The 22,386-nt window shown below is 69.9% G+C and carries 18 protein-coding genes and 1 pseudogene; 10 read left to right on the top strand and 9 right to left on the bottom strand.

Features of this window, described 5'->3' with window-relative positions; translation table 11 throughout:
* Positions 1-38: 38 nt before the first annotated feature.
* Positions 39-1,868: an HsdM family class I SAM-dependent methyltransferase gene (locus ACWEPL_RS42720; protein WP_452439540.1), complete on the bottom strand. Its 1,830-nt coding sequence runs from the start codon at positions 1,866-1,868 to the stop codon at positions 39-41.
* A gap of 76 nt (positions 1,869-1,944) precedes the next feature.
* Here ACWEPL_RS42720 and ACWEPL_RS42715 point away from each other — a divergent pair, with 76 nt between their 5' ends.
* A complete protein-coding gene (locus ACWEPL_RS42715) occupies positions 1,945-2,715 on the top strand; it encodes a PP2C family protein-serine/threonine phosphatase (protein WP_363962741.1) in 771 nt (256 codons plus the stop codon).
* Between the two features lie 181 nt (positions 2,716-2,896).
* Positions 2,897-3,754: a CHAP domain-containing protein gene (locus tag ACWEPL_RS42710; protein ID WP_452439539.1), complete on the top strand. Its 858-nt coding sequence runs from the start codon at positions 2,897-2,899 to the stop codon at positions 3,752-3,754.
* A gap of 22 nt (positions 3,755-3,776) precedes the next feature.
* Here the strand turns inward: ACWEPL_RS42710 and ACWEPL_RS42705 are convergent, their stop codons facing one another.
* Positions 3,777-4,826, bottom strand: coding sequence for a glucose 1-dehydrogenase (locus ACWEPL_RS42705; RefSeq protein WP_452439538.1), 1,050 nt, complete (start codon positions 4,824-4,826; stop codon positions 3,777-3,779).
* 126 nt (positions 4,827-4,952) lie between these two features.
* On the opposite strand from ACWEPL_RS42705, the gene icmF reads away from it, so the two are divergent.
* Entirely contained in the window at positions 4,953-8,144 is a 3,192-nt protein-coding gene (gene icmF / locus ACWEPL_RS42700; protein ID WP_452439537.1) for a fused isobutyryl-CoA mutase/GTPase IcmF, read from the top strand.
* A gap of 83 nt (positions 8,145-8,227) precedes the next feature.
* The gene (tpx, locus tag ACWEPL_RS42695) at positions 8,228-8,728 is read left to right on the top strand and encodes a thiol peroxidase (RefSeq protein WP_452439536.1); all 501 of its coding nucleotides are present in this window, start codon (positions 8,228-8,230) and stop codon (positions 8,726-8,728) included.
* 34 nt (positions 8,729-8,762) lie between these two features.
* On the opposite strand, the gene ACWEPL_RS42690 is transcribed toward tpx, so the two are convergent.
* A complete protein-coding gene (locus tag ACWEPL_RS42690; RefSeq protein WP_452439535.1) occupies positions 8,763-9,566 on the bottom strand; it encodes an SAM-dependent methyltransferase in 804 nt (267 codons plus the stop codon).
* Positions 9,567-9,666: 100 nt separating this feature from the next.
* Here ACWEPL_RS42690 and ACWEPL_RS42685 point away from each other — a divergent pair, with 100 nt between their 5' ends.
* Positions 9,667-10,413: a helical backbone metal receptor gene (locus ACWEPL_RS42685; protein WP_452439534.1), complete on the top strand. Its 747-nt coding sequence runs from the start codon at positions 9,667-9,669 to the stop codon at positions 10,411-10,413.
* Position 10,414: 1 nt separating this feature from the next.
* Here the strand turns inward: ACWEPL_RS42685 and ACWEPL_RS42680 are convergent, their stop codons facing one another.
* From ACWEPL_RS42680 to ACWEPL_RS42665, 4 genes are read right to left on the bottom strand one after another with little or no spacing between them, the layout of a single operon-like run.
* Complete coding sequence (locus ACWEPL_RS42680; protein ID WP_363962748.1) at positions 10,415-11,575, bottom strand: ROK family transcriptional regulator; 1,161 nt, start codon at positions 11,573-11,575, stop codon at positions 10,415-10,417.
* A 3-nt stretch (positions 11,576-11,578) separates the two neighbouring features.
* Positions 11,579-12,424: a carbohydrate ABC transporter permease gene (locus ACWEPL_RS42675; protein WP_350729919.1), complete on the bottom strand. Its 846-nt coding sequence runs from the start codon at positions 12,422-12,424 to the stop codon at positions 11,579-11,581.
* Positions 12,411-13,319, bottom strand: a complete 909-nt coding sequence (locus tag ACWEPL_RS42670) for a carbohydrate ABC transporter permease (protein ID WP_363962749.1) — start codon at positions 13,317-13,319, stop codon at positions 12,411-12,413. Before ACWEPL_RS42670 ends, ACWEPL_RS42675 begins: the two co-directional genes overlap by 14 nt.
* Complete coding sequence (locus ACWEPL_RS42665) at positions 13,316-14,683, bottom strand: ABC transporter substrate-binding protein (RefSeq protein WP_452439533.1); 1,368 nt, start codon at positions 14,681-14,683, stop codon at positions 13,316-13,318. The genes ACWEPL_RS42670 and ACWEPL_RS42665 overlap by 4 nt, the downstream gene beginning before the upstream one ends.
* 378 nt (positions 14,684-15,061) lie before the next feature.
* Here ACWEPL_RS42665 and ACWEPL_RS42660 point away from each other — a divergent pair, with 378 nt between their 5' ends.
* The 3 genes and pseudogenes from ACWEPL_RS42660 to ACWEPL_RS42650 form a co-directional block, all read left to right on the top strand.
* Complete coding sequence (locus tag ACWEPL_RS42660) at positions 15,062-16,090, top strand: zinc-dependent alcohol dehydrogenase (protein ID WP_452439532.1); 1,029 nt, start codon at positions 15,062-15,064, stop codon at positions 16,088-16,090.
* 2 nt (positions 16,091-16,092) lie between these two features.
* Entirely contained in the window at positions 16,093-16,878 is a 786-nt protein-coding gene (locus ACWEPL_RS42655) for a sugar phosphate isomerase/epimerase family protein (protein ID WP_363962752.1), read from the top strand.
* Positions 16,809-18,053 (top strand): annotated as a pseudogene (locus ACWEPL_RS42650) (MGH1-like glycoside hydrolase domain-containing protein); the annotation flags it as partial. The gene ACWEPL_RS42655 and the pseudogene ACWEPL_RS42650, both read left to right, overlap by 70 nt.
* A 9-nt stretch (positions 18,054-18,062) precedes the next feature.
* On the opposite strand, the gene ACWEPL_RS42645 reads toward ACWEPL_RS42650, so the two are convergent.
* Together ACWEPL_RS42645 and ACWEPL_RS42640 are read right to left on the bottom strand one after the other, a co-directional pair.
* Positions 18,063-19,166 carry a zinc-dependent alcohol dehydrogenase gene (locus ACWEPL_RS42645; RefSeq protein WP_452439531.1) on the bottom strand — a complete coding sequence of 368 codons (1,104 nt, stop codon included), beginning with the start codon at positions 19,164-19,166 and terminating at the stop codon, positions 18,063-18,065.
* 4 nt (positions 19,167-19,170) lie between these two features.
* Positions 19,171-20,148: a Gfo/Idh/MocA family protein gene (locus tag ACWEPL_RS42640; protein ID WP_350729929.1), complete on the bottom strand. Its 978-nt coding sequence runs from the start codon at positions 20,146-20,148 to the stop codon at positions 19,171-19,173.
* A gap of 129 nt (positions 20,149-20,277) precedes the next feature.
* Between ACWEPL_RS42640 and ACWEPL_RS42635 the strand changes: the two genes are divergently transcribed.
* Both ACWEPL_RS42635 and ACWEPL_RS42630 read left to right on the top strand, forming a co-directional pair.
* Positions 20,278-21,228, top strand: coding sequence for a glucosyl-3-phosphoglycerate synthase (locus tag ACWEPL_RS42635; protein ID WP_452439530.1), 951 nt, complete (start codon positions 20,278-20,280; stop codon positions 21,226-21,228).
* Positions 21,225-22,340: a glycosyltransferase gene (locus ACWEPL_RS42630; RefSeq protein WP_363962755.1), complete on the top strand. Its 1,116-nt coding sequence runs from the start codon at positions 21,225-21,227 to the stop codon at positions 22,338-22,340. Before ACWEPL_RS42635 ends, ACWEPL_RS42630 begins: the two co-directional genes overlap by 4 nt.
* Positions 22,341-22,386: the final 46 nt, after the last annotated feature.

Below are 22,386 nucleotides of genomic sequence, written 5' to 3'. Positions count from 1 at the left end.
GAAAAAACTACACCGTCACGCGACGGAGTGCCGTCGGCTCACGGGTTGAGGCCATGGACCGGGGGATGCAGGTGGCCGTCGGCGAGGCCGTCGAGGCCCAGCCTGATCAGCGCCTGCCCCAGCGTCGAGGTCTCGCGGATGGCGTCTTCGAGCACGGCGAGCTGCCGGAAGGCGTCGCCGTACGCCTTCTGCTCCTTCAGCGACAGGCGCGGCAGCCGGGTGCGGCGCACGTCGAACCTGCTGGAGCCGGTGGTCGCCCGGCCGCCGGCGGCCCGTAGGAAGCCCGCCAGGAAGTCGGGGTCGAGCCGGCGCGCGTCCACCCGGTAGAGCGTCAGATGGGGCCCCAGCACCGCGCCGCCGTCGGCCATCACGCGAACGCTGGAGTAGGAGGCCACCACGTCACCCGGGCGGATCGCGATCAGGCCCTGCTGCATGGTGGTGGAGCCGGACGGCGGCGTGCCGTTGAGCACGTCGTCGGAGGTCAGCACGGGCACCTCGCCGCCGTCCGCGGCCATCTTGGGCGGAGCCTGCGACGTGGCCACCAGACCTTCCTTGATCAGGTCGCCCAGCGTGGTCGCGGGCTGGTCGAGCGGCTGCTCCAGGACCTTCAGGTCGGGCGGGGCCGAGGCGGCGGCCATGAAGCGGTCGCGGGCCTCGGCGTACGCCTTGCCGACGTCGTCGCGCCGCTGGTGGCGGGCCGGGGTCATGTCGACCTCGTCGGCCAGCAGGTCGATGATGCGTACGGTCTGGTCGGAACGGTCCTCCAGGTACGCCTCCCAGGCCGGCTCGACGCTCGCCAGGTCGGCCGTGGCGTCGAGGATCAGCACCTCGGACGGCGGCCGCTCGCCCGCCGCCGGCCGGCGCAGCAGCCAGAGGTCCGACCCCGGCAGCGCGATGACGGCCCGCAGGGCGCCCGCGCGCAGCAGGTTGGCCCGGATGCGGCGGCCCGCCTTGCGGCTGGCGGCGGCCGGGGGCATGAGGATGGCGACCAGGCCGCGCGGCTTGACGTGGGTGAGGCAGTGCTGCACCCAGGCCAGCTCCGGCTCGCCGCGCGGCGGCAGGCCGTACTCCCAGCGCGGGTCGCCGGTCAGCTCCTCGTAGCCCCAGGCCCGCTCGTTGAACGGCGGGTCGCACACCACGGCGTCGGCCCGCTCGCCGGCGAACCCGTCGTCGCGCATCGAGTCGCCGGCCACGACCTCGGCCTCGATGCCGCGCAGCCGGAGCCGGGAGGCGGTGATGGCCGCCGAGGTCTCGCTGAGCTCCTGCCCGAGCATCCTGGCCGCCCCCGGCTCCGCCTGGGCGTGCTGGTCGTGGGTGGGGGCGAGGAGCAGCGTGCCGACGCCGCAGGCCGGGTCGAGGATCGTCGAGCCGCTTGGCCGTACCAGGCTGACCATGAGCCCCGCCACGTCCTCGCGGGTCACGGAGAGCTGCCGCGAGTGCGCTTCGAGATAGCGCTCACAGAGGAACTCGTACGCGGTCAGCGCGCCGAGCTGCTCGGCCAGCTCCAGCAGGAGCTCCGCCAGCTCCGGCTCCAACCCGCCCTTCACGGGCGATTCGGGACTCGGCTCACCCGGGGTGGCCGGGCGGGTCAGCAGGGCGCCGGCCTGGGCCACCAGCTCGCCCAGGCGCAAATCGCCCGCGGCTTTCAGGCGTTGCCACACCCGATCTCCCAGCGAGACCTGGTAGGACTTCCCATAGCGACGTAGCCAGGACTCGACCTGCCGGAGCGAGAAGAGCGGCTGGTTGGCCGTGCCGCCGATGGGATCGGGGAAGTCGTCGTGGCGACGGCGCCAGTTGCTCACCGCGGCACGCCCGACACCGGCGAGCCGGGCGATGTCCCCGGCGTTGACGGTCGGGTCGTGGCTCATGGTGCCCAGAGTAGTTCACAAGAGTCTTCAGCGCATCTGCTTGTGAAGTCTTTCAACCAATGATTTACTGCTGGGTATGAAGCACAACATCCGCTATGCCGCCGGATCAGACGTGGGCCGCCGCAGGGAGCAGAACGAGGATTCCGGCTATGCGAGTGGCCGGCTGCTCGTGGTGGCCGACGGGATGGGTGGACACGCGGCCGGCGAGCTGGCGAGCTCGGCGGCGATCGCCGTCATGCGCGAGCTGGATGCCACGCTTCCCGAGACGGGCTCGGACCTCGAGGCGGCCCTGGAGGGCGCCGTGCACGAGGCGGCACGCAGGCTGGTCGAGCTGGCCGACATCGACCCCGCGCGCAGGGGGATGGGGACCACGGTGACCGCCATGCTGTGGGACGGCTACCGGTTCGCCCTGGCTCATCTCGGTGACTCCCGCGGATATCTGCTTCGCGATGGTGCGCTCTACCAGATGACCAAGGATCACACACTTGTGCAGTCGATGGTGGACGAAGGACGGATAACCGAGGACCAGGCCGCCGTGCATCCCCGGCGTTCGATGGTGCTGCGGGTGCTGGGCAGCGAGGGCAGGGCGGAGCCTGACATGGCGCTGCGCGAAGCCGAGCCTGATGACCGCTACCTCCTCTGCTCCGACGGCCTCACGACCGTACTCGGTCCCGAGGTTCTGCACGAGGTCCTGACCACGGTGGCAGACCCGGGCGCGGCCGTCCAGCGGTTGATCGATCTGGCCAACGAGGGCGGCTCGCCGGACAACGTGACCGTGATCGTGGCCGACGTGGTCGCGCCAGGCTCGGGCGAGGCGGCCGTCTATCGCGTGGGGGCCGGCGCCTAACGGGAGTGCTCACCAGTCTCACCTGCCTCACCAGTCACAAAACCGAAATATTGGTTAATAGCACGACACTTTCCGAGTGATTCGCGCAATTTCCCGATGGCGCTACTACAGTCCATCGTGATTTATCGGTTTTCTGGGAGGAGTCACCCTGGACCCGATCGCGGACGAGCTGCTGAAGACGGTGCGGCAGGAACTCGGTTACAAGGAGAAGAACGGCCAGTTCACCAAGTTCGGCCAGTGGTATGCGGATCGCGTCCAAGACACCCAGTACCGCAACGGGCCCTGGTGCGACATGTTCATCGCCTGGGCCGCGGACAAGGCCGACCTCAGCCAATATGTGGGCGAGTTCGCCTGGACGCCCTCTCATGCCGCCTGGTTCATGAAACAGGGGGCATGGACGCAGAAGCCCGAGCCGGGTGCGCTCGTCTTCTTCGACTGGAAGGGCGGCAAAAGCTACAAGGGCATCGACCACGTGGGGATCGTGGAGAAAGTCAGCGGCAAGAAGATCCACACGATCGAGGCGAACGTGGACCGGATCTGGCTCAAGCGCAAGACGCGGGAGACGGACAAGGTCGTCGGCTACGGGATTCCGCGCCTGGTCAAGGCCAGTGCCGACAAACTCGGGGAGATCCGCTCGACCGAGCGGCCCTTCGTGCCGGCGCCGCGCGTGGAGACCGGGCGGGGATCGCCCTTGGACGTCCTGGGCACGCCGCCCGCGCTGCTGACCGCGATGGTGCTCATGACCGTCGTCCTGTCCCTCCGCATCACCGGCCGCCGCCGCGGCACCCACCGCCGCCTCGCCCTGCCCTGGAACGCACCAACCACCGAGCGTGAAGCGGCTCCGGCTCGGGACGGCGCTCCCGCTCGCGAACGGGTGACGGTCCCTGCCAAGCCCGCCCCTGCCAAGCCCGCGGAGCACGTGCAGGCCAAGCCCCGTCCCGCCCCGGCGCCGGCCGCCCGCCCGGCCAGGACGCGCGTCACGGCCGCCGCCACCAGGCACTCGACCTCGACGAGACGCAAGCCCTACGAGCCCGACTAGCCCGCGTTCCAGCGCGAAAGGGCTAGGACGTGAGGTCGATGACCACTTTGACGTCGTGGTCGCGCTCGAAGGCGTCCAGGGCGCGCGACAGCGGGACCCGCCGCGTGATCAGCCGTTCGAGCCACCCGGTGTCGGCCTTGGCCAGCGCGTCGGCGGCGTCCCTGTAGTGCCGCAGGTTCGCGTTCACGGAGCCGAAGACCACGTCGTTCTCCAGGACGATGTCCCGGTTGATGAGCCCCGCGTCCACCCGGTGCTCACGCCCTCCCGGCGAGAGCCCGGCCAGGCAGACGATCCCCGCGGCGGCCGTGCCGACCATGGCGTCGATGACGAGCGTCCCGGCCCCCGTGCACTCGATGATGATGTCGGGCCTGAACGTGGTGAGCTCCTTCAGCGACGAGCCGGAATGGTAGGTCCCGTCCAGATCCTCCACGAGCCGCGACTTGAGCCCGGGGGCCGAGCGGTCGAGCACGTGCACCTCCAGCCCCCGCTGTCGCCCCATCAGCGCCGCCAGCAGCCCGACGGGCCCGGCCCCCGTGACCAGCAGCGTCTGGGGCTCGAACCAGGCCCGCGACCCGATCCGCTCGATCTGCTCCCACGCCTTGGCGACCACCGACGCGGGCTCGACCAGCATGCCGACGCTCTCCAGCGACGGATCCAGGCGCACGGCGTAGCCGGCCTCGACCGTCCAGCGTTCGGAGGCGTAGCCGTCGATCTGCTTGATGCCCCGCTCGGTGTACTCGCCGTTGCGGCACATGTCGAACTCGCCCCGCTTGCAGGCCCCGCACGGCACGGGGTCGGGCCGCCGTACCACCCCGACCACCAGGTCACCGGGCGAGTACGCGGACCCGTCGGGCACCTCCAGCACCCGGCCCAGCGACTCGTGCCCGAGCACCATGCGCTCCTTGCCGGGCGGCGGCCAGCCGTAATCGGCGGTGATCAACTCCCTGTCCGTCCCGCAGACCCCCAGCGCCAGCCCCTGGACCAGCAGTTCACCCTTCTCCGGTGCGGGATCGGGGACCTGCTCGACGGCGAGCGTCCCCTTCTTGCCCGGTGCGAACGTCAGTGCGCGCATGCGACGTCACCCCCCTCGGGCCCCCTACCCGGATGGCGGAAGGAAATAGTAGGACGTCCTAGTGTCTATTAGTAGGACGTCCTAGTATCTTCGGAAGGGAGAGCCCTCACGAAGGAGTGAACAGGCGTGCACGTCCCGGTACACCCAGTCCGTTTCGTGACCGCCGCGGCCTTGTTCGACGGCCATGACGCGGCGATCAACATCATGCGGCGCATCCTCCAGTCACAGGGGGCCGAGGTCATTCATCTCGGGCACAACCGCTCGGTGGACGAGATCGTCACGGCCGCCCTCCAGGAGGACGTCCAGGGCGTGGCGATCAGCTCGTACCAGGGCGGCCACGTGGAGTTCTTCACCTACCTCGTGGAGCTGCTGCGCGAGCGCGGGGCCGGGCACGTCAAGGTGTACGGCGGCGGCGGGGGAGTGATCGTCCCCGAGGAGATCGAGCTGCTGCACTCGCGCGGCGTCACCCGCATCTTCTCGCCCGAGGACGGCCAGCGGTACGGGCTGCCCGGGATGATCAACCAGCTCATCGAGGAATGCGACGTCGAGCTGGACGGCGCCCCGTCGGTCGAGGCCGTGGTCTCGGGCGACCAGGCGGCGCTGGCCCGCGCGATCACGCTCATCGAGTCGGGCCGCGCCCCTGAGGGACTGGTCGAGGGCCTGAAGGCCGCCGCGACGGACAAGCGCGTCCCCGTGCTCGGCATCACCGGTACGGGCGGCTCCGGCAAGTCCTCGCTCACCGACGAGCTGGTCCGCAGGTTCCGCGTGGACAACGACGACAAGCTGCGCATCGCGGTCATCGCCATCGACCCCACCCGCCGTCGCGGCGGCGGCGCGCTGCTCGGCGACCGCATCAGGATGAACAGCCTGAGCCCCCAGACCTACTTCCGCTCCCTGGCCACCAGGGGCGCCGCCAACGAGGTGCCCGCCTGCCTCGACGAGGTGATCACCGCCTGCCGGGCCGCGGGCCACGACCTGGTGATCGTGGAGACGCCCGGCATCGGCCAGGGCGACGCCGGGATCGTCCCCCACGTGGACGTGCCGATTTATGTGATGACGCCCGAGTTCGGGGCGGCCTCCCAGCTCGAGAAGATCGACATGCTGGACTTCGCCGAGGCCGTGGTGATCAACAAGTACGAGCGGCGCGGCGCGGAGGACGCCCTGCGCGACGTGCGCCGCCAGCTCGTACGCAACCGCGAGGCGTTCGGCGTCCGGCCGGAGGACATGCCGGTCTTCGGCACCATCGCGGCCCGCTACAACGACGCCGGGGTCACGGCCCTCTACCAGCACCTCAAGCCCCTCCTGCTGGGCGAGCCGGGGCCGGGGCTGCTGCCGAAGGTGTCCGGGCGCACCTCGCAGGCGTCGGCCGCCATCGTGCCGCCGGCCCGGGTCCGCTACCTGGCCGACATCGCCGAGACCGTTCGCTCGTACCACGCCGAGACGCTCGCGCAGGCCGAGGTCGCCCGCCGCCGCCAGCAACTGGCCGCCGTGCGCTCCCTCCTGGAGGACTCCCGTCTGGAGGAGCTGGAGGCGCAGGCGGAGCGGGAGCTGAGCGAGGAGAGCCAGGCCCTGCTGGCCACCTGGCCCGCTGTCAAGGAGCGCTACACCGCCGACGAGCTGGTGGTGAAGGTGCGCGACCGCGAGATCCACACCCCGCTCTGGCGCGAGACCCTGTCCGGCAACCGGATCCCGCGCGTGGCCCTGCCGCGCTACAGCGACCACGGCGACCTGCTGAGGTTCCTGCGCGGTGAGAACCTGCCCGGCTCGTTCCCCTTCACCGCCGGCGTGTTCCCGTTCAAGCGCGACGACGAGGACCCGACCAGGATGTTCGCCGGTGAGGGCGACCCGTTCCGCACCAACAGGCGCTTCAAGCTGCTGTCCGAGGGCCAGCCCGCGACCCGGCTGTCCACGGCGTTCGACTCGGTGACCCTCTACGGCCACGACCCGGACCTGCGGCCCGACATCTACGGCAAGGTCGGCACCTCGGGCGTCTCGATCGCGACGCTGGACGACATGAAGGTGCTCTACGACGGGTTCGACCTCGCGGCGCCGAACACGTCCGTGTCCATGACGATCAACGGCCCCGCGCCCACGATCCTGGCCTACTACCTCAACACCGCCGTCGACCAGGCCCTCGACCGCTTCCAGGCCGAGCAGGGGCGCCCGCCGTCGGCCGAGGAGGCCGCCGGCCTGCGCGCCCGTACGCTGGCCACGGTCAGGGGCACGGTGCAGGCCGACATCCTCAAGGAGGACCAGGGCCAGAACACCTGCATCTTCTCCACCGAGTTCTCGCTGCGGATGATGGCCGACATCCAGGAGTGGTTCATCAAGAACGGCGTGCGCAACTTCTACTCGGTCTCGATCTCCGGTTACCACATCGCCGAGGCCGGGGCCAACCCGATCAGCCAGCTCGCCTTCACGCTGGCCAACGGCTTCACGTACGTGGAGGCGTACCTGGCCAGGGGCATGAAGATCGACGACTTCGCCCCGAACCTGTCGTTCTTCTTCTCCAACGGCATGGACCCCGAGTACAGCGTGCTCGGCCGGGTGGCCCGCCGCATCTGGGCGGTGGCCATGCGGGAGCGCTACGGCGCCGGGGACCGGTCGCAGAAGCTGAAGTACCACATCCAGACCTCGGGCCGGTCGCTGCACGCCCAGGAGATGAACTTCAACGACATCCGCACCACCCTCCAGGCCCTGATCGCCGTCTACGACAACTGCAACAGCCTGCACACCAACGCCTTCGATGAGGCCGTGACCACCCCGTCGGCCGACTCGGTGCGCAGGGCCATGGCCATCCAGCTCATCATCAACCGCGAGTGGGGCCTGGCCAGGAACGAGAACCCGCTGCAGGGCTCGTTCATCGTCGAGGAGCTGACGGACCTGGTGGAGGAGGCCGTGCTCGCCGAGTTCGAGCGGCTGTCCGACCGGGGCGGCGTGCTGGGCGCGATGGAGACCGGCTACCAGCGCGGCAAGATCCAGGACGAGTCCATGCTGTACGAGATGCGCAAGCACGACGGCTCGCTGCCGATCGTCGGGGTGAACACGTTCCGCAACGGCACGGACGAGCCGCCGGCGCACAAGCTGGAGCTGGCCAGGGGCACCGAGGACGAGAAGCGCTCGCAGCTCGACCGGCTGCGCGCCTTCCACGAGCGCAACCGCTCGGAGGCCCCGGCGCAGCTCGCCCGGCTGCGCGAGGTGGCGATGTCGGACGCGAACGCGTTCGAGGTGCTGATGGACGCGGCCCGCGTCTGCTCGCTCGGCCAGATCACGGAGGCGCTGTTCGAGGCGGGCGGCCAGTACCGCCGCAACGTCTGACCACGTGCGTGGGTGATGAGGGGGCTCGGGAGCCGCGCGGATAGGATCACTGGTCGGGGAACATCGCTATCCAGGAGGCTTTCATGTCCGACGTCACTTTCAAGGGCACGCCCGTCGCCGTGGGCGGCACCTTCCCGAAGCCCGGCGTCAGCGCGCCCGCGTTCAAGCTGGTGGGCGGCGACCTGGCCGAGCACTCGCTGGAGGAGTACGGCCAGAAGACCAAGGTGCTCAACATCTTCCCGAGCCTCGACACCGGCGTCTGCGCGGCCTCGGTACGGCGCTTCAACGAGGTGGCGGCCGAGCACCCCGAGGTGGCCGTGCTCTGCATCTCCGCCGACCTGCCCTTCGCCCAGAAGCGGTTCTGCGGCGCCGAGGGGCTCGACAACGTGGTCACGCTCTCGCTCATGCGGGGCCGTGAGTTCCTGACCGACTACGGCGTGGCGCAGGAGTCGGGGCCGCTGGCGGGGCTGGCCGCGCGCGCGGTGGTCGTGCTCGACGGTGACAACCAGGTGGTCTACTCCGAGCTGGTGCCGGAGATCACCCAGGAGCCCGACTACGACGCCGCGCTGACGGCGCTCAAGTAAGTGAGCCGGGGGTCCACGTCGTGGACCCCCGATCTCAGTTCCTCCTGGCCACGCCGCACAGGATCAGCGACGACTCGGGCCCGTCGACGAAGTCGATCATGTCGGCCTGGTCGGGACGCCACTCCGGCAGCCACACGAGACCCGGGTCGACCAGCTCGAACCCCTCGAACAGCGCCGCGATCCGCGCCCGGCTCCTGAACGTGAGCGGAGCGTTGGTGCCCCGGTAGACCTCGTTGATCGCCTCCACGGCCGCGGCCCGGGCGTCGCCGGTGCAGTGGGACATGACCAGACAGCTGCCGGGGGCCATGGCGTCACGCAGGCTCGCCACGATCTCCCGAGGGTGGTCGGAGTCGGCGATGTAGTGCATGGTCGCCGTCAGCAGCACGCCGACCGGGCGGCTGAAGTCGATCGCCGCCATCACCTCGGGATTGCGCAGGATGCCCTCGGGCTTGCGCAGGTCGCCCTCCACCGCCGTCGTGTCACCCTGCCCGGCCAGCAGCGCCCTGGCGTGCACCAGCACCACCGGATCCCGGTCCACGTAGACCACCCTGGCCCCCGGGGTGATCTTCCTGGCGACCTCGTGCACGTTGTCCTGGCCGGGCAGTCCTGTGCCGATGTCCAGGAACTGCGTGATGCCGGACTCGGCGAGGTACCGAACGGCGCGCCCCAGGAACGCGCGATTCGCCCGGACCGCCGCCCGTAACTCCGGAGCCGCCTCGAGCAGCTTCTCCGCCGCCGCCCGATCGGCAGGGAAGTGGTCCTTGCCACCCAGGAGGTAGTCGTAGAGCCGGGCGACGTTGGGAGTGTGCGGATCGAAGGCTGGCGACTCTCGTTCCAACCGTCATTCCCCCGATCAAGAGTTAACGATCTTCGACCTGGATTCTACGGATCTATACCGACATTCACTGCCGAATACCCGTCGGATCTAGGCTGATGTTGTGGACGACACCGGCGCACCCGTGAAGATTCCCGCCACCGTACGGCGCATCGTGTCCCTGGTGCCGTCGCTGACCGAGTCGGTGGCGGCGACCGTGCCGGAGGCGCTGATCGGGGCGACCGACTGGTGCTCGCACCCGGCCGACCTGGACGTGACCAGGGTCAGGGGCACCAAGAACCCCGACCTCGACGCGATCAGGAGGCTCCGGCCCGACGTGGTCCTCGCCAACGCCGAGGAGAACCGCGCACCCGACATCGAGGCTCTGCGCGCATCGGGCATCGCGGTCTGGGTGACGAAGATCGAGACGCTGGATCAGGCTTTCGTGTCGCTGGAGCGCATGTTCCGGGAGGCGTGCCGTACCGGCCGTCCCGGGTGGCTGGACGCGGCGGAGCAGGCGTGGCGCGCGCCCGCGGAAGGGGCGCGGCGCACGGCCGTCGTCCCGATCTGGCGGCGGCCGTGGATGGTGGTGGGGCGCGACACGTTCACCGGGGACGTGCTCAGGCGCCTCGGCGTGGACAATCTCTACGCCGGCCACGAGGAGCGTTATCCCAAGATCCCGCTGCCCGAGCTGGTCGAGCGGCGGCCCGGCCTGGTGGTGCTGCCGGACGAGCCGTACGCGTTCTCGGAGACGGACGGCCCCGAGTGCTTCCCCGGGCTCGCCTGCGCGCTGGTCAGCGGGCGGCTGCTCACCTGGTACGGCCCCTCGCTCGTGGAGGCGCCCGCCTTGCTGCGGAGCAGCCTCGGCTGACTCAGCGCACCCGTAGGCGTCCGGTGACACCCAGGGCGGCGTCCACGGAGGCGGCGGAGAGCACGTGCTCCATGACGATCACCGCCATCCCCACGATCCCGGCCCGGTCCTCCAGCGAGGTGGGGACGATCTCCAGGTGCCTGGTCGTGTACGGCAGGCTGTGCCGATAGACGACCTCCCTGATCCCCGTCAGATAGTGCTCCCTGGTCTCCGCCATGTCCCCGGCCAGCACCAGCACGCCCGGATTGAGCAGGCTGACCGCGGTGGCCAGCACGAGGCCCAGCGTGCGCCCCGCCTCCTGGGTGCGGGCGATGGCCGCCGGATCGCCCGCCTGCACGAGGCGTACGACGTCGCGGCTGGAGCCCTGGCCCAGGTCGGTGGCCAGGGCGTGGCCGCTGGCCAGCGAGGCCACGCAGCCGCGCGAGCCGCACGTGCAGACCCGGTCGTCGTGCTCGTTCAGCCGCACGTGCCCGATGTTCCCGGCGGCCTCCTCGACGCCCCGGTAGATCTGCCCGTCGATCACGATCCCGGTGCCGATCCCGGTCGACACCTTGATGAGGATGAGCGAGTCCGTGTCGCGCCACGACGACCACCACTCGCCCAGCGCCATCGCGTTGGCGTCGTTCTCGACCAGGACGGGCACGTCGTAGGTCTCGCCGATCGCCTCGCCCACCGGATAGCCGTCCCACCCGGGCATCAGGAACGACCTGATCATCCGGCCGGTGGTGTGGTCCACGGAGCCGGGCAGGTCGAGCCCGATGCCGCACACGTCGCTCGCCGGCCGCCCGGCCCGGTCGAGCAGCCGCTGGAACGCCTCCCGCACCCACGACAGGACCGCCTCCGGGCCGAGCTCGATGCGCATCTCGGTGCGCTCCTCGGTCAGGGTGTTGGCGGCCAGGTCGGTGAGCGCCACGCCGGCGTGGGAGGCGCCCAGGTCGGCCACCAGCATCAGGCGCCGGCCGGCGTCCACGTCGAGCACCGAGGGCGGTCGCCCGCCCCCGGAGGCCGCGACGCCGGACTCGTGGATGTATCCGGCGTCGATGAGCCGGTCGACCCGGTCGGTGATCGTCGACCGGGACAGGCCGGTGTACTCGATCAGTTCCTTGCGCGTACGGCAGGTGCCATGGCGGATGAGCTGGAGGATCTGCCCTGCCGTCAGCATGGTCTATCCCTTCTCTGCTCCTGCCGTGAGGCCCTCCGTCAGCAGTCGCTCACTGGCGAAGAACACGATCACGATGGGCAGCGTGAGCACCACCGAACCTGCCATCAGGACCGTCGTGGGGATCTCTATGCTCCCCGCCAGCTGCGAGAGGCCCAGGGACACCGTCCAGCTCTCCCGCTTCTCCACGAGGAAGAGCAGGGCGAACAGGAACTCGTTCCACGCGATCATGAACGCGTAGAGACCAGTCGCCATCAGCGCGGGCTTGGACAGCGGCAGCACCACGCGCCAGATGGTCGAAAGCCTCGTGCACCCGTCGATCGCGGCCGCTTCCTCCACGCTTTGTGGCACGGTCTCGAAGTAGTTGCGGAGCATGTATACCGTGACGGGCACGGTTTGCGCGATATACACGAGGATCAGTCCGAAAAGCGATCCGCGCAGCCCCAGCATCGTGAAGAGCACGAACAGGGGGATGGCCAGCACGATCGCCGGAAACAGGTACACCGCCAGGAAGAGGAAGTGCACCTGCCGCCGCCCGAAGAAGCGCAGCCGCGCGACCGCGTACGCGCCCGGGATCGAGATCAGCAGCGTGACCGCCACCGAGGCGAGCGCGACGATCGCGCTGTTCCTCAGGAAGCTCAGGAAGCCCTGGCGGGTCAGCACGTCCACGTACGTGTCCAGGGTGAAGCCGCGCGGCCAGAGCGAGCCCGGCTCCAGGATCAGCTCCTGGATGTCGCGTACGGACAGCATCACCATGTAGAGGAACGGGAACGCGGTCATCAGGAAGAGCACCGCGATGACCAGCGGTTTCAGCACCCTGAAGAGGACCCGCTCGAACCTATCTCTGCTCACCTTCACCCCCGCCGAAGAACCGCAGGTAGACGGCCAGGAACACGACCAGGAAGACCGCCAGCACGATCGCCTGCGCGGCCGAGGCGCCGATGTCGTCGCGGGCGGTCAGGAAGTTGTAGACCCGCACGCTGACCACCTCGGTCCCGGCCCCGCCGCCGGTCAGCAGGTAGACGTCGTCGAACTTGGTGAACGTGAACACGAACCGCAGCACCGACAGCAGCGCGATGATCCGCCAGAGCTGCGGCATGATCACGTAGCGGAACCGCTGGGTCGGCGTGGCCCCGTCCACGACCGCGGCCTCGTCCAGCTCCGCGGGCAGCGCCTGCAGCCTGGCCAGGATGAACAGGAACGCGAACGGGAAGTACCGCCACGCCTCGAACGCGATCACCGTGAACAGCGCCACCGGCACCCGCACGCCCAGGAGCTCGCCCCTGGCCTGGGTGAGGAACGCGATCGGCTCGTGGAGCCAGGTGTTGACGATGCCGTACTGGGGGTTGAGCATCGTCTCCCACAGGAACGCCACGGCCACGACCGGCGCCACGTACGGGATCAGGATGGAGGCCCTGACCAGGGTCCGCCCCCTGAACCTGTCGCGCAGCGCCAGCGCCGCCACCAGCCCGATCGCGATCGACAGCGCGGTGCCCGCGACGGTGTAGACGAGCGTGTTGACCAGGGACGACCAGAAGCCGGGCTCGGAGACCACGTACGAGAAGTTCTCCAGCGTGTAGTGGCCGAAGACGCCGGCCCGGCGGATGTTGATCAGCCGGGCGTCCTGGAACGCCAGCATGATCGCCCACAGCAGTGGCAGCACCACCACGACCAGCGTGATGACGAGCGTCGGCGAGATGAGCGCCAGCCCGGCCCGCCCTTCCTGCTGCCGCAAGGTGCGGGTCACTGGCGGATCCCGCGCTTGATCGTCTCCACGTCGGTCTTGGCCTGGGCGGCGGCGGCCTGCGGGGTCTGGGAGCCGTCCACGACCGCGCTGAGCGCCTTGGGCACGGGCAACTCGCCCATGGTGGCGCCGACCAGCTTGCCCTGCCCCTGCGGGATCCCCCAGCGGGCGAACGTGTCCGGGCTCTTGCGCAGGGCGTCCAGCACGTCGGCGGGGTAGATGTCGGCCAGCGGCTTCTTGGAGTCGACCCCGGCGGGCAGCTTGTTCCACTTGTCCTCGAAGCCCTTGCGGGTCGGGAACTTGCCCTCGGGCGCCATGCCGATCCAGCGCTCGTAGCCCTCGTTCATCATGTAGGCGACGAACTTCGCCGCGGGGTCCTTGGCGGCGTCACGGGTGACCGCCCAGGAGACGATCTCGCCGTACTGCGCGGGCGCACTCCCGTCGGGCCCCTTCAGCGCCGTGACCACGCCGGTGTTCTTGGCCAGCCACTCGGGGTCGGCGCGGCACTCCTGGCAGCTCGGCAGCGCGTCCTTACGGAGCCCGGCCAGCTCGTCGAGGATGAACGACGACCAGATCGTCATGGCCGCCTTGCCGGAGAAGTAGGTGGCCCGGGTGGAGTCGACGTCCTGCTTGCCCTTGACCGAGTAGTCCTTGGCGAGCTTGCCGTAGAACGCGAACGCCTTCACGCACTGCGGCGAGTCAAGGGTGACATTTCCGGAATTGTCGACGAGCTGGCACCCGTTCGCGAGCGCGACATGCTCGAAGCTCTGCGCGGTGAACGAGTCCTTCGGCGCGATCGCCAGCGTGATGCCCGCGACCCCTCCCGTGTTGAGTTTGGCGGCCGCCGCCTCCAGCCGCTCGTACGTGTCGGGCGGCTGCAGCCCGGCCTTGTCGAACAGGTCCTTGCGGTAGAGGATCAGCTGCGCCCACCCGTCGCTCGGCACCGCGAGCAGCTTCCCGCCCGAGCTGTCGAGCTCCAGGGCCCGCGGCGAGAAGGAGTCCCGGCCGAGCTGGTCGACGACCTTGCCGGGGGTCTCGGTGTCGAGCAGGTCGTTGGCCTCCAGCTCGCGCACCGCCGCCAGCGGCAGCGCGCCGATCACGTCCGGCAGGTCGCCGGCCGCGGCGGCGGCCGTCACGGCCTGGCTGAACTGGTCCTCGGCCATGGCGACCAGCTTGACCTGGATCCCGGTCCTCTTGGTGAAGTCGGCGGCGATCTGGTTCTGTACGGCCATCCGGTCGTTGAGGTTCTCTTCGGTCCAGACGGTGATCTGGTTGCCGGCGGACGACTCGCCACCGTCGCCGCACGCCGCCAGCGAGGCGGCGGCCAGCAGCGCGACGGAGAGGACGGCGGTTACCTTCTTCGGCATGGCACGCTCCTCCGATTCGGGGATATGCCGCCCTTACCCTCGCCATGACCTCGGCAACGTTCGGTAGTCGATAACGAGACCGGTCTGTACCCACTCCGTGCCTACACGGCCATAACTGGATCTTTGTCGCAAAAGATCTACTTTTGGGGCATTTCGGTCATCCGGAGGTCACCGCACTAGCTAGAAAGCCCAGGTGTGCGGCCTGGCAGGCGATGTCGGTAAGGTCACTTTCCGGAAGACACGCTGGCAGAAACCCCAATTTCACCAGCCGCCCCCGGCGGAAGTCGTAGACTTAAGAGTGTTTCGAGCGCAACTATCGTATGCAAACAAGTGCTAAAGCTTTGACTTTTGTTTGATCATTAAGCGTAAGTGTGGAGAATGCGCGTCATCACGTTCGAGCAGCCAGGCCGTGTCCGCGTCAGCCTGGAATCGCCAGCCGACCTGGCGCCGGGATCCGTACGAGTCCGTACGATCTACTCCGGCGTTTCGGCAGGCACGGAGCTCACCGCCTATCGCGGCACAAATCCATATCTCAACCGTCATTGGGACACCGAGCGCCGCCTCTTCGTCGATGGCCAGACGCACGCGTACCCGCTGACCGGCTGGGGCTACCAGGAGGTCGGCGAGGTCGTCGAGGCCGCGCCCGACGTCGCCGACCCGCCGGTGGGCAGCATCGTGTGGGGCATCTGGGGCCACCGCGCCGAGGCCGTCGTGCCGGCGGAGAAGCTGGTGGGGCACGTGATGCCGCCCGGCGCCGACCCGCTGACCGGCGTGTTCGCCCGGGTCGGGGCCATCGCGCTCAACGCGGTGCACGCCTCCGACGTGCACCTCGGCGACCAGATCGCGATCTTCGGGCAGGGCGTCATCGGGCTGCTCGCCACCCGCCTGGCCGTGCTGAGCGGCGCCCGGGTGGTCGCGGCCGACGCCATCCCCGACCGGCTGGAGCTGGCCAGGAGGTTCGGCGCGGCCGAGGTGTTCGACGTGCGCTCCGGGTCGGTGGCCGAGTTCATGCGCAAGCGCGTCGAGGGCGCCGACACCGTCATCGAGCTGAGCGGCACCCACCAGGGCCTGCACGAGGCCATCAGGACCGTGCGCAAGGGCGGCAGGGTCGTGGCCGCCGGCTTCTACCAGGGCGACGGCGTCGGGCTGCGGCTGGGCGAGGAGTTCCACCACAACCAGGTCCAGCTCGTCTCCTCCCAGATCGGCGGCGTGGCCTCGTGGCTGGCGCACCGGTGGGACGTCGAGCGGCTGCAGCGCACGTTCATGGCGCTCGTGCACGAGGGCCAGATCGAGGTCGGCGACCTGATCAGCCACGTGGTCCCCGTCGAGAGGGCCGAGGAGGCCTTCGACCTGATCGACAAGCACCAGTCCGAGGTGCTCCAGCTCGTCTTCACCTTCGAGGAGTGACAGTGAAGCTCGCCGTACAGGAGCAGCTTCTGCCCGGCCGCACGCTGCAGGAGAAGTTCGCGTTCGCGCTCGATGCCGGGTTCGACGCCATCGAGCTGCGCGGCAAGGGCGATTTCCACTTCGCGGGCCGCCTGACGGAGCTTAAGCGGGCGCGGGCCGACGGCGTGGTCATGCCGACGGTGTGCGTGGACATGCCGCACTTCATCGGCGACTTCGACCCGGCCAAGCGCAAGGACGCCATCCAGCAGCTCAGGTCGCAGCTCACGGTGATCGCCGAGCTGGGCGGCATCGGCGTCATGACGCCCGCCTCCTGGGGGCAGTTCTCGCTCCGGCTGCCGCCGTTCGAGCCGCCGCGCAGCGCGGAGGAGGACCGCGAGGTGCTGACCGAGGCGCTGGGCGTCCTGGGCGAGCACGCGCAGCGCAACGGCGTGCTGATCATGCTCGAACCCCTCAACCGGTACGAGAACCACATGGTCAACACCCTGGCCGAGGCCGTCTCCTACTGCTCGATGGACTCGATCAGGATCGTCGGCGACACGTACCACATGAACATCGAGGAGGACGACCCCTGCCGCTCGCTGGTCGAGGCCGCCCCCTACCTCGCGCACATGCAGATCAGCGAGTCCAACCGCAACCAGCCGGGCACCGGTCACATCGACTGGGGCGCGCAGCTGGGCACGCTCGACGCCGTCGGCTACGACGGCTACCTCGCCCTGGAATGCCGCCTGCGGGGCGAACCCGAGATCGTCCTCCCCCAGACCGCGGCCTTCGTCAGGAAATACCTATGATCCTTCGCGATGCCGTGCGCGTCCTGGTGACCAACTGGGACGGCAGCTACACGGTCCCCTCCCGGCGCCTGTACCCGCACCAGTGGAGCTGGGACTCCGCCTTCATCGCGATCGGCAACGCGCAGTGGTCGCCGCGAAGGGCCAGGATCGAGCTGCTCTCCCTGTTCGGCGCGCAGTGGCGCGACGGCAGGGTGCCGCACATCGTCTTCAACCCCGCGGTGCCCGAAGGGGCCTACTTCCCCGGGCCCGAGTTCTGGCAGGCGCACGCACCGTCGGGCTCCGCGACCTCCGGCATCGTCCAGCCGCCGGTCCACGCGCTGGCCGCGTGGAAGACGCACCTGGCCGAGCCCGACCCGGCGTTCCTGCGCCGGATCTACCCCCGGCTCGTGGCCCAGCAGGAGTTCCTGCGCGCGGCCAGGCGCTCCCCTGAGGGGCTGATCTCGATCGTGCACCCCTGGGAGTCGGGCATGGACAACAGCCCGGCCTGGGACCTGCCGCTGCGGGCCGTACGGCCCGACACCGTGGGCTTCGTCCGCCGGGACCTCGCCACGGTCAGCGCCGACGAGCGGCCCACCGACCGCGACTACGAGCGCTACGTCTCGCTCGCCCGCGCCTACCGCGACTCCGCCTACCGCAGTCCGGGGGAGTTCCAGGTCGAGTGCCCCCTGTTCAACGCCGCGTACGGCGTCGCCGAGTCGACCCTGGCCCTGATCGCGGAGGAGTGCGGCCTCGACCCCGAGCCGCACGAGCGCGAGGCGGCCGCCATCACCGAAGCCATGGTCGAGCACCTCTTCGACGGCGGCCTCTTCCAGGCCCGCGACGTGCGCACGGGCCGGCCGCTCCACTCCGCCAGCACCGCCGGGCTGACCCCGCTCATGCTCCCGCACCTGCCGGACGAGGTCGCCGAGGCGCTGATCGGCACCACGCTCGACCGGTTCGCTTTCAAGGACGGGGCGCTGCCCAGCTACTCTCCCGCGGCGCTCGATTTCGACCCGGCCCGCTACTGGCGCGGCCCGAGCTGGGTCAACCTCACCTGGCTCGTCTGGCAGGGGCTCAAGGACCGCCGCCCCGACCTCGGCGCCCTGGTCGCCGAAGGGATGGTCAACGCGGTCGCGCGATCGGGCTTCCGCGAGTACTTCGACCCCTTCAGCCTGCACGGCCACGGCAGCCACGACTTCAGCTGGTCAGCCGCCCTCCTCCTCGACGTGGTCGCTGAGGACGGCCTGGACGGTCTGCCGGCGTCTGGCCGCGAGGTCGGACAGGAACTGGGGGGCCTCGGCGAACCCGACGACATCGGTGATCACGTGCTCGCGTAGCCGCCCTCCGTACCGCCTGAGCAGGGCGATCGTCTCGTGCGAGAGCCGCTCCCTGTCCCAGGAGTGCGCCAGGCCGCGCGGCACCCGGCCGATCTGGGCGCAGCGCAGCGTCAGCCCGTTGTGGTGGAACTCCTCGCCCAGCCGCACCTCCTGCGCGCCCTGGGTGTAGAAGGCGAGGTCCACCAGCGTGCCCTGGGGGCGGAGCATCCTGAGCCCGAGGGCCAGCGCCCTGGTCTGGCCGCGGCACTGGAACACCACGTCGGCGCCCCGGTCGTCGCGGCCGTGCCGCCAGCGGCGCTTCAGGTCCACGGCGGGATCCTCGTCGGTGGCAAGGACGTTCGCGCCGAGCGCCGCGGCGATCGCCAGCCTGGCCGGGGTCTCGTCCACGACCACGACCTCGGCCGCGTCGCAGGCCATCGCGAAGCACGCCGTCAGCAGCCCCACCACGCCCGCTCCCACGACCGCGACCCGCCGCCCGCGCACGCCGTCACCGAGCCGCTGCACGGCCGGGCCGTGCAGGTCGTGCGCGGCGTGCAGGAGGCCGTTGGCGCAGATCGGGCCCATGTGGGCGACGTAGACGCCGAGCATGGGGTCGAGGTCGTCCGGCAGCTCCACGAACCGGTCGGCCATCGGGTCCGCCACGTACGCCGTGCGATGTCCGTAACACATCGCGACCAGCGCACCCTCGCTCACGGCCCGTGTACGCGTCTCGACCACCAGGCCGACCTGCATGTAGCCGATGCCGCGCACCGGGTAGGCGATCGACGGCGTGCCGTCGGCGAACAGCCCGAGCGCCGGGTCCCAGGTCGAGGACAGGTACGGGTTGGTGCCCTTGACGTAGGTCAGCTCGGTCCCGGCCGAGACCCCGCTGTGGGTGGTGGCCAGCATGAACCCACCCTCGGGAATGCCCGGCAACTTCTCCTCGACCAGGCGAACCTCGCCCGGCGCCTCGATACTCAGGACTGTGCCCATGGCCTCACTCCGTTCGGCGGCTCGGTCGCTGGGGTCCGTCGCTGTCATCCAGCACCACCGGCCTCCGTTCCGCCGCGGACTGTGCGAGGGCCAGCGCCAGGCGGTGCGTCCGCAGCGCCTCCCCGTACGGTACGCGTACGTCGGCGTCCTTACCCTGCACCGCGTTGATGAACTCCCGGTCCACGCGCGTCTTCGCCTGGCCGTCGTCCTCGATCACCCGCCGGCCGTCCACCAGCAGCCGCGTCTCGCTGAGCTCCAGCGCGAGGCCGTCGGCGCACACCTCCAGCCCCACCCGGTGCTTCTGGGTGAGCAGGCAGGAGGTGGCCAGCAGCCCGGCCGCGCCGTCGGCGAAGCGCAGGACCGCCGCCGTGGCCCGGTCCACCTCGCCGTCGCTGTGGTTGGCGGCGGGGACGGCGTGCACCATCGACACCTCGCCCACCAGGACCCGGGCGAGGTCGAGCACGTGGACGGCCTGCTCGACGATCTGGCCGCCGGACATGTTCGGATTCAGCCACCAGGCGACCGGCGGCACCTTGTCCAGCCAGTGGCCCAGGGCGAGCCGTACGGGGCGCTCCGCGAGCAGGTCACGGGCGTGTTCGATGATGTCGAGATAACGCCAGTGATGGCCGACCGCGGTCGGCAGCGATCTCCGTTCGATTTCGGACGCGATGTTTTCTGCGGTTTGGAGGTCGAGCGAAAGGGGTTTTTCCACAAAAAACGGTAGATTACACGCCAGAACATCATGTTCGGGGGTGCCGTGCGCGAAAGGAGGCACACAGACGTAAACAGCATCGAGACCGCCGGCGCTGAGTAGGTCGGCATGGTCACCATAGGCGGGGGCGCCGTGCTGGGAGGCCAAAGCCTCGGCCCTGTGGAGATCAATGTCGGCGATTCCCGCGATCGAGACATCTGGGAAGCCGGACAGTACATCTGCGTGGCGAGCGGCGACATTTCCGGCACCGATGATGCCGACGCGGGTCATTGGGGACACATTCCGGCATATGCCACATCTGATCGCCATCAAACAAAGAGGTTCAAAGGCGCATAGATCGGGCAGAAGTCGTGACCTCGTGAGATCGGGGCTTACTGCATGGAGAGAAACCTGCGTGCCTTGGCCAGAATCCAGGAATGGTACGGTCCGCACTCGAGCACGACAGCCGAGTGGCCGGTCGACGCCCTGATGCTGGCCAAGGGATCCACCACGGTAAGTGTCATCCTGCCCGCTCGTGACGAAGAGCGCACAGTGGGTGACATCGTCCGTGTGATCCGCCGCGACCTCGTCGAACGGGTTCCGCTCGTCGACGAGATCCTCGTCGTCGACTCCAACTCGATCGACGCCACCGCCGAACGCGCCCGCGAGGCGGGCGCCCGCGTGGTGGCGCAGAACCAGGTGCTCTCCCACCTGCCGCCCTTGACGGGCAAGGGGGAGGCGCTGTGGAAGGGGCTGGCCGCCTCAAGGGGCGACATCGTCGTGTTCGTGGACGCCGATCTGCTCAACTTCGGCGCCCACTTCGTGTCCGGCCTGGTGGGGCCGCTGCTGGTGGACAGTGACATCAGCTTCGTCAAGGCGACCTACGAACGTCCGTTCACGGGCGAGGACGGCGTGGTTCGCCGCGCCGCGGGCGGCCGGGTGACCGAGCTGGTCGCCCGACCCTTGATCAATATGTTCTGGCCGGAGCTGGCCGGGTTCGCCCAGCCGCTCGGCGGAGAGTACGCGGCCAGGCGCGAGGTCCTGGAGCAGGTGCCCTTCGTCACCGAGTACGGGGTGGAGTTCGGCCTCCTCGTCGACCTGCTCCAGCTCGTCGGCCTGGACGCGATGGCCCAGGTGGACCTGGGCAGCCGTACGCACACGCACCAGTCGATGAGCGCGCTCGGCCGGATGGCCGGGCAGATCATGCTCACCGCCTGGTCCCGCCTGGAGCGCCAGGGGCGCGTACTGGCGGCTCAGCGCCCCGCGCACACGATGCTGCAGTTCGGGATCGACGGGGCGGACCTGGTGGACGTGGCCGTGGCGGAGCGACCTCCGCTCGCCTCCCTCGTACAAGAGGAGGATGTGGCATGAAAGTCCTGGTCAACGCGGGGCCGTGGCTCGCGGTCCCGCCCCCCGGCTACGGCGGGATCGAGAACGTCGTGGCCACGCTGGTGCCCGCGCTGCGCGAGCGCGGCGTGGAGGTCGTCCTGGCCTCCGTCGGGTCCAGCACGCTCGAGGTGGACGAGCTGATCAGCGTGTACGACGACGGCCAGTTCACCGAGTTGCAGAAGCCGTACAACCAGGTCATGGGCATCGCGCACGCCCACCAGGCCAGGGTGGCGGCCGAGCTGCGCGCCCGCGGCGACATCGACCTCGTCCACGACCACGTCGAGGTGGTCGGGCCGGCGGTCCTGTCGGCGTTCGGCGGGCCTCCCGTCCTGCACACCCTGCACTGGGACCTGCGCAAGCATCCCGCGTTCTACGGCGCGTTCCCGCCGTCGATCGCGGTCAACGGCGTCTCGGAGTCGCAGCTCGCCCGCGCCCCCGACGCCCTGCGGGCGGCCTCCCTCGGGGCCGTCTACCTGGCCAGCCCGCTCGCCGACCGAGACCTGCGGGTCGATCGGGGCGAGTACATGCTGGTCATGGGCCGGATCTGCGGGCTCAAGGGCCAGCACGTGGCGGCCAGGATCTGCCAGAAGCTGGGGCTCCCGCTGATCCTGGCGGGGCCGGTCAGCGGCCGCAACACCCCCGCCGAGCTGGACGACGTGGTCCAGAACCCGTACCACCCCCTGCACAGCCATCCCGACGTCCGCTACCACCTCGACCAGGTGGCCCGGTACCTCGACGGGGAGCTGGTCAGGTGGGTCGGCGCCGTGGGCGGCGAGGCCAGGGATCAGCTCTACGCGAAGGCCAGGGCCGCGCTCTTCCCCATCCAGTGGGACGAGCCCGGCGGCACGGCCGTCGTCGAGGCACTCGCGCTCGGGGTGCCGCCGGTCGGGCTGCGCCGCGGCTGCCTGCCCGAGATCATCGACCACGGCCGCACCGGCTTCCTGGCCGACTCCGAGGCGGAGCTGGCGGAGTGGGTGCTGCGGGTGGACGAGATCGACCCGGAGGAGTGCCGCAGAGAGGCCCGCCGCCGGTTCTCGCCGTCCGTCATGGCGGAGCGCTACCTGGAGCTGTACGAGGCCGCCACGGCCCGCTGACCTCGTGCCGCGCTGAAGAGGCGCCCGAGCCGGTCGGGGAGCCGGC

The organism is Nonomuraea sp. NPDC004186, from assembly GCF_053603495.1.
Note: the sequence above shows the minus strand (reverse complement) of the source record. Positions and strands in the feature narration are given on the sequence as shown.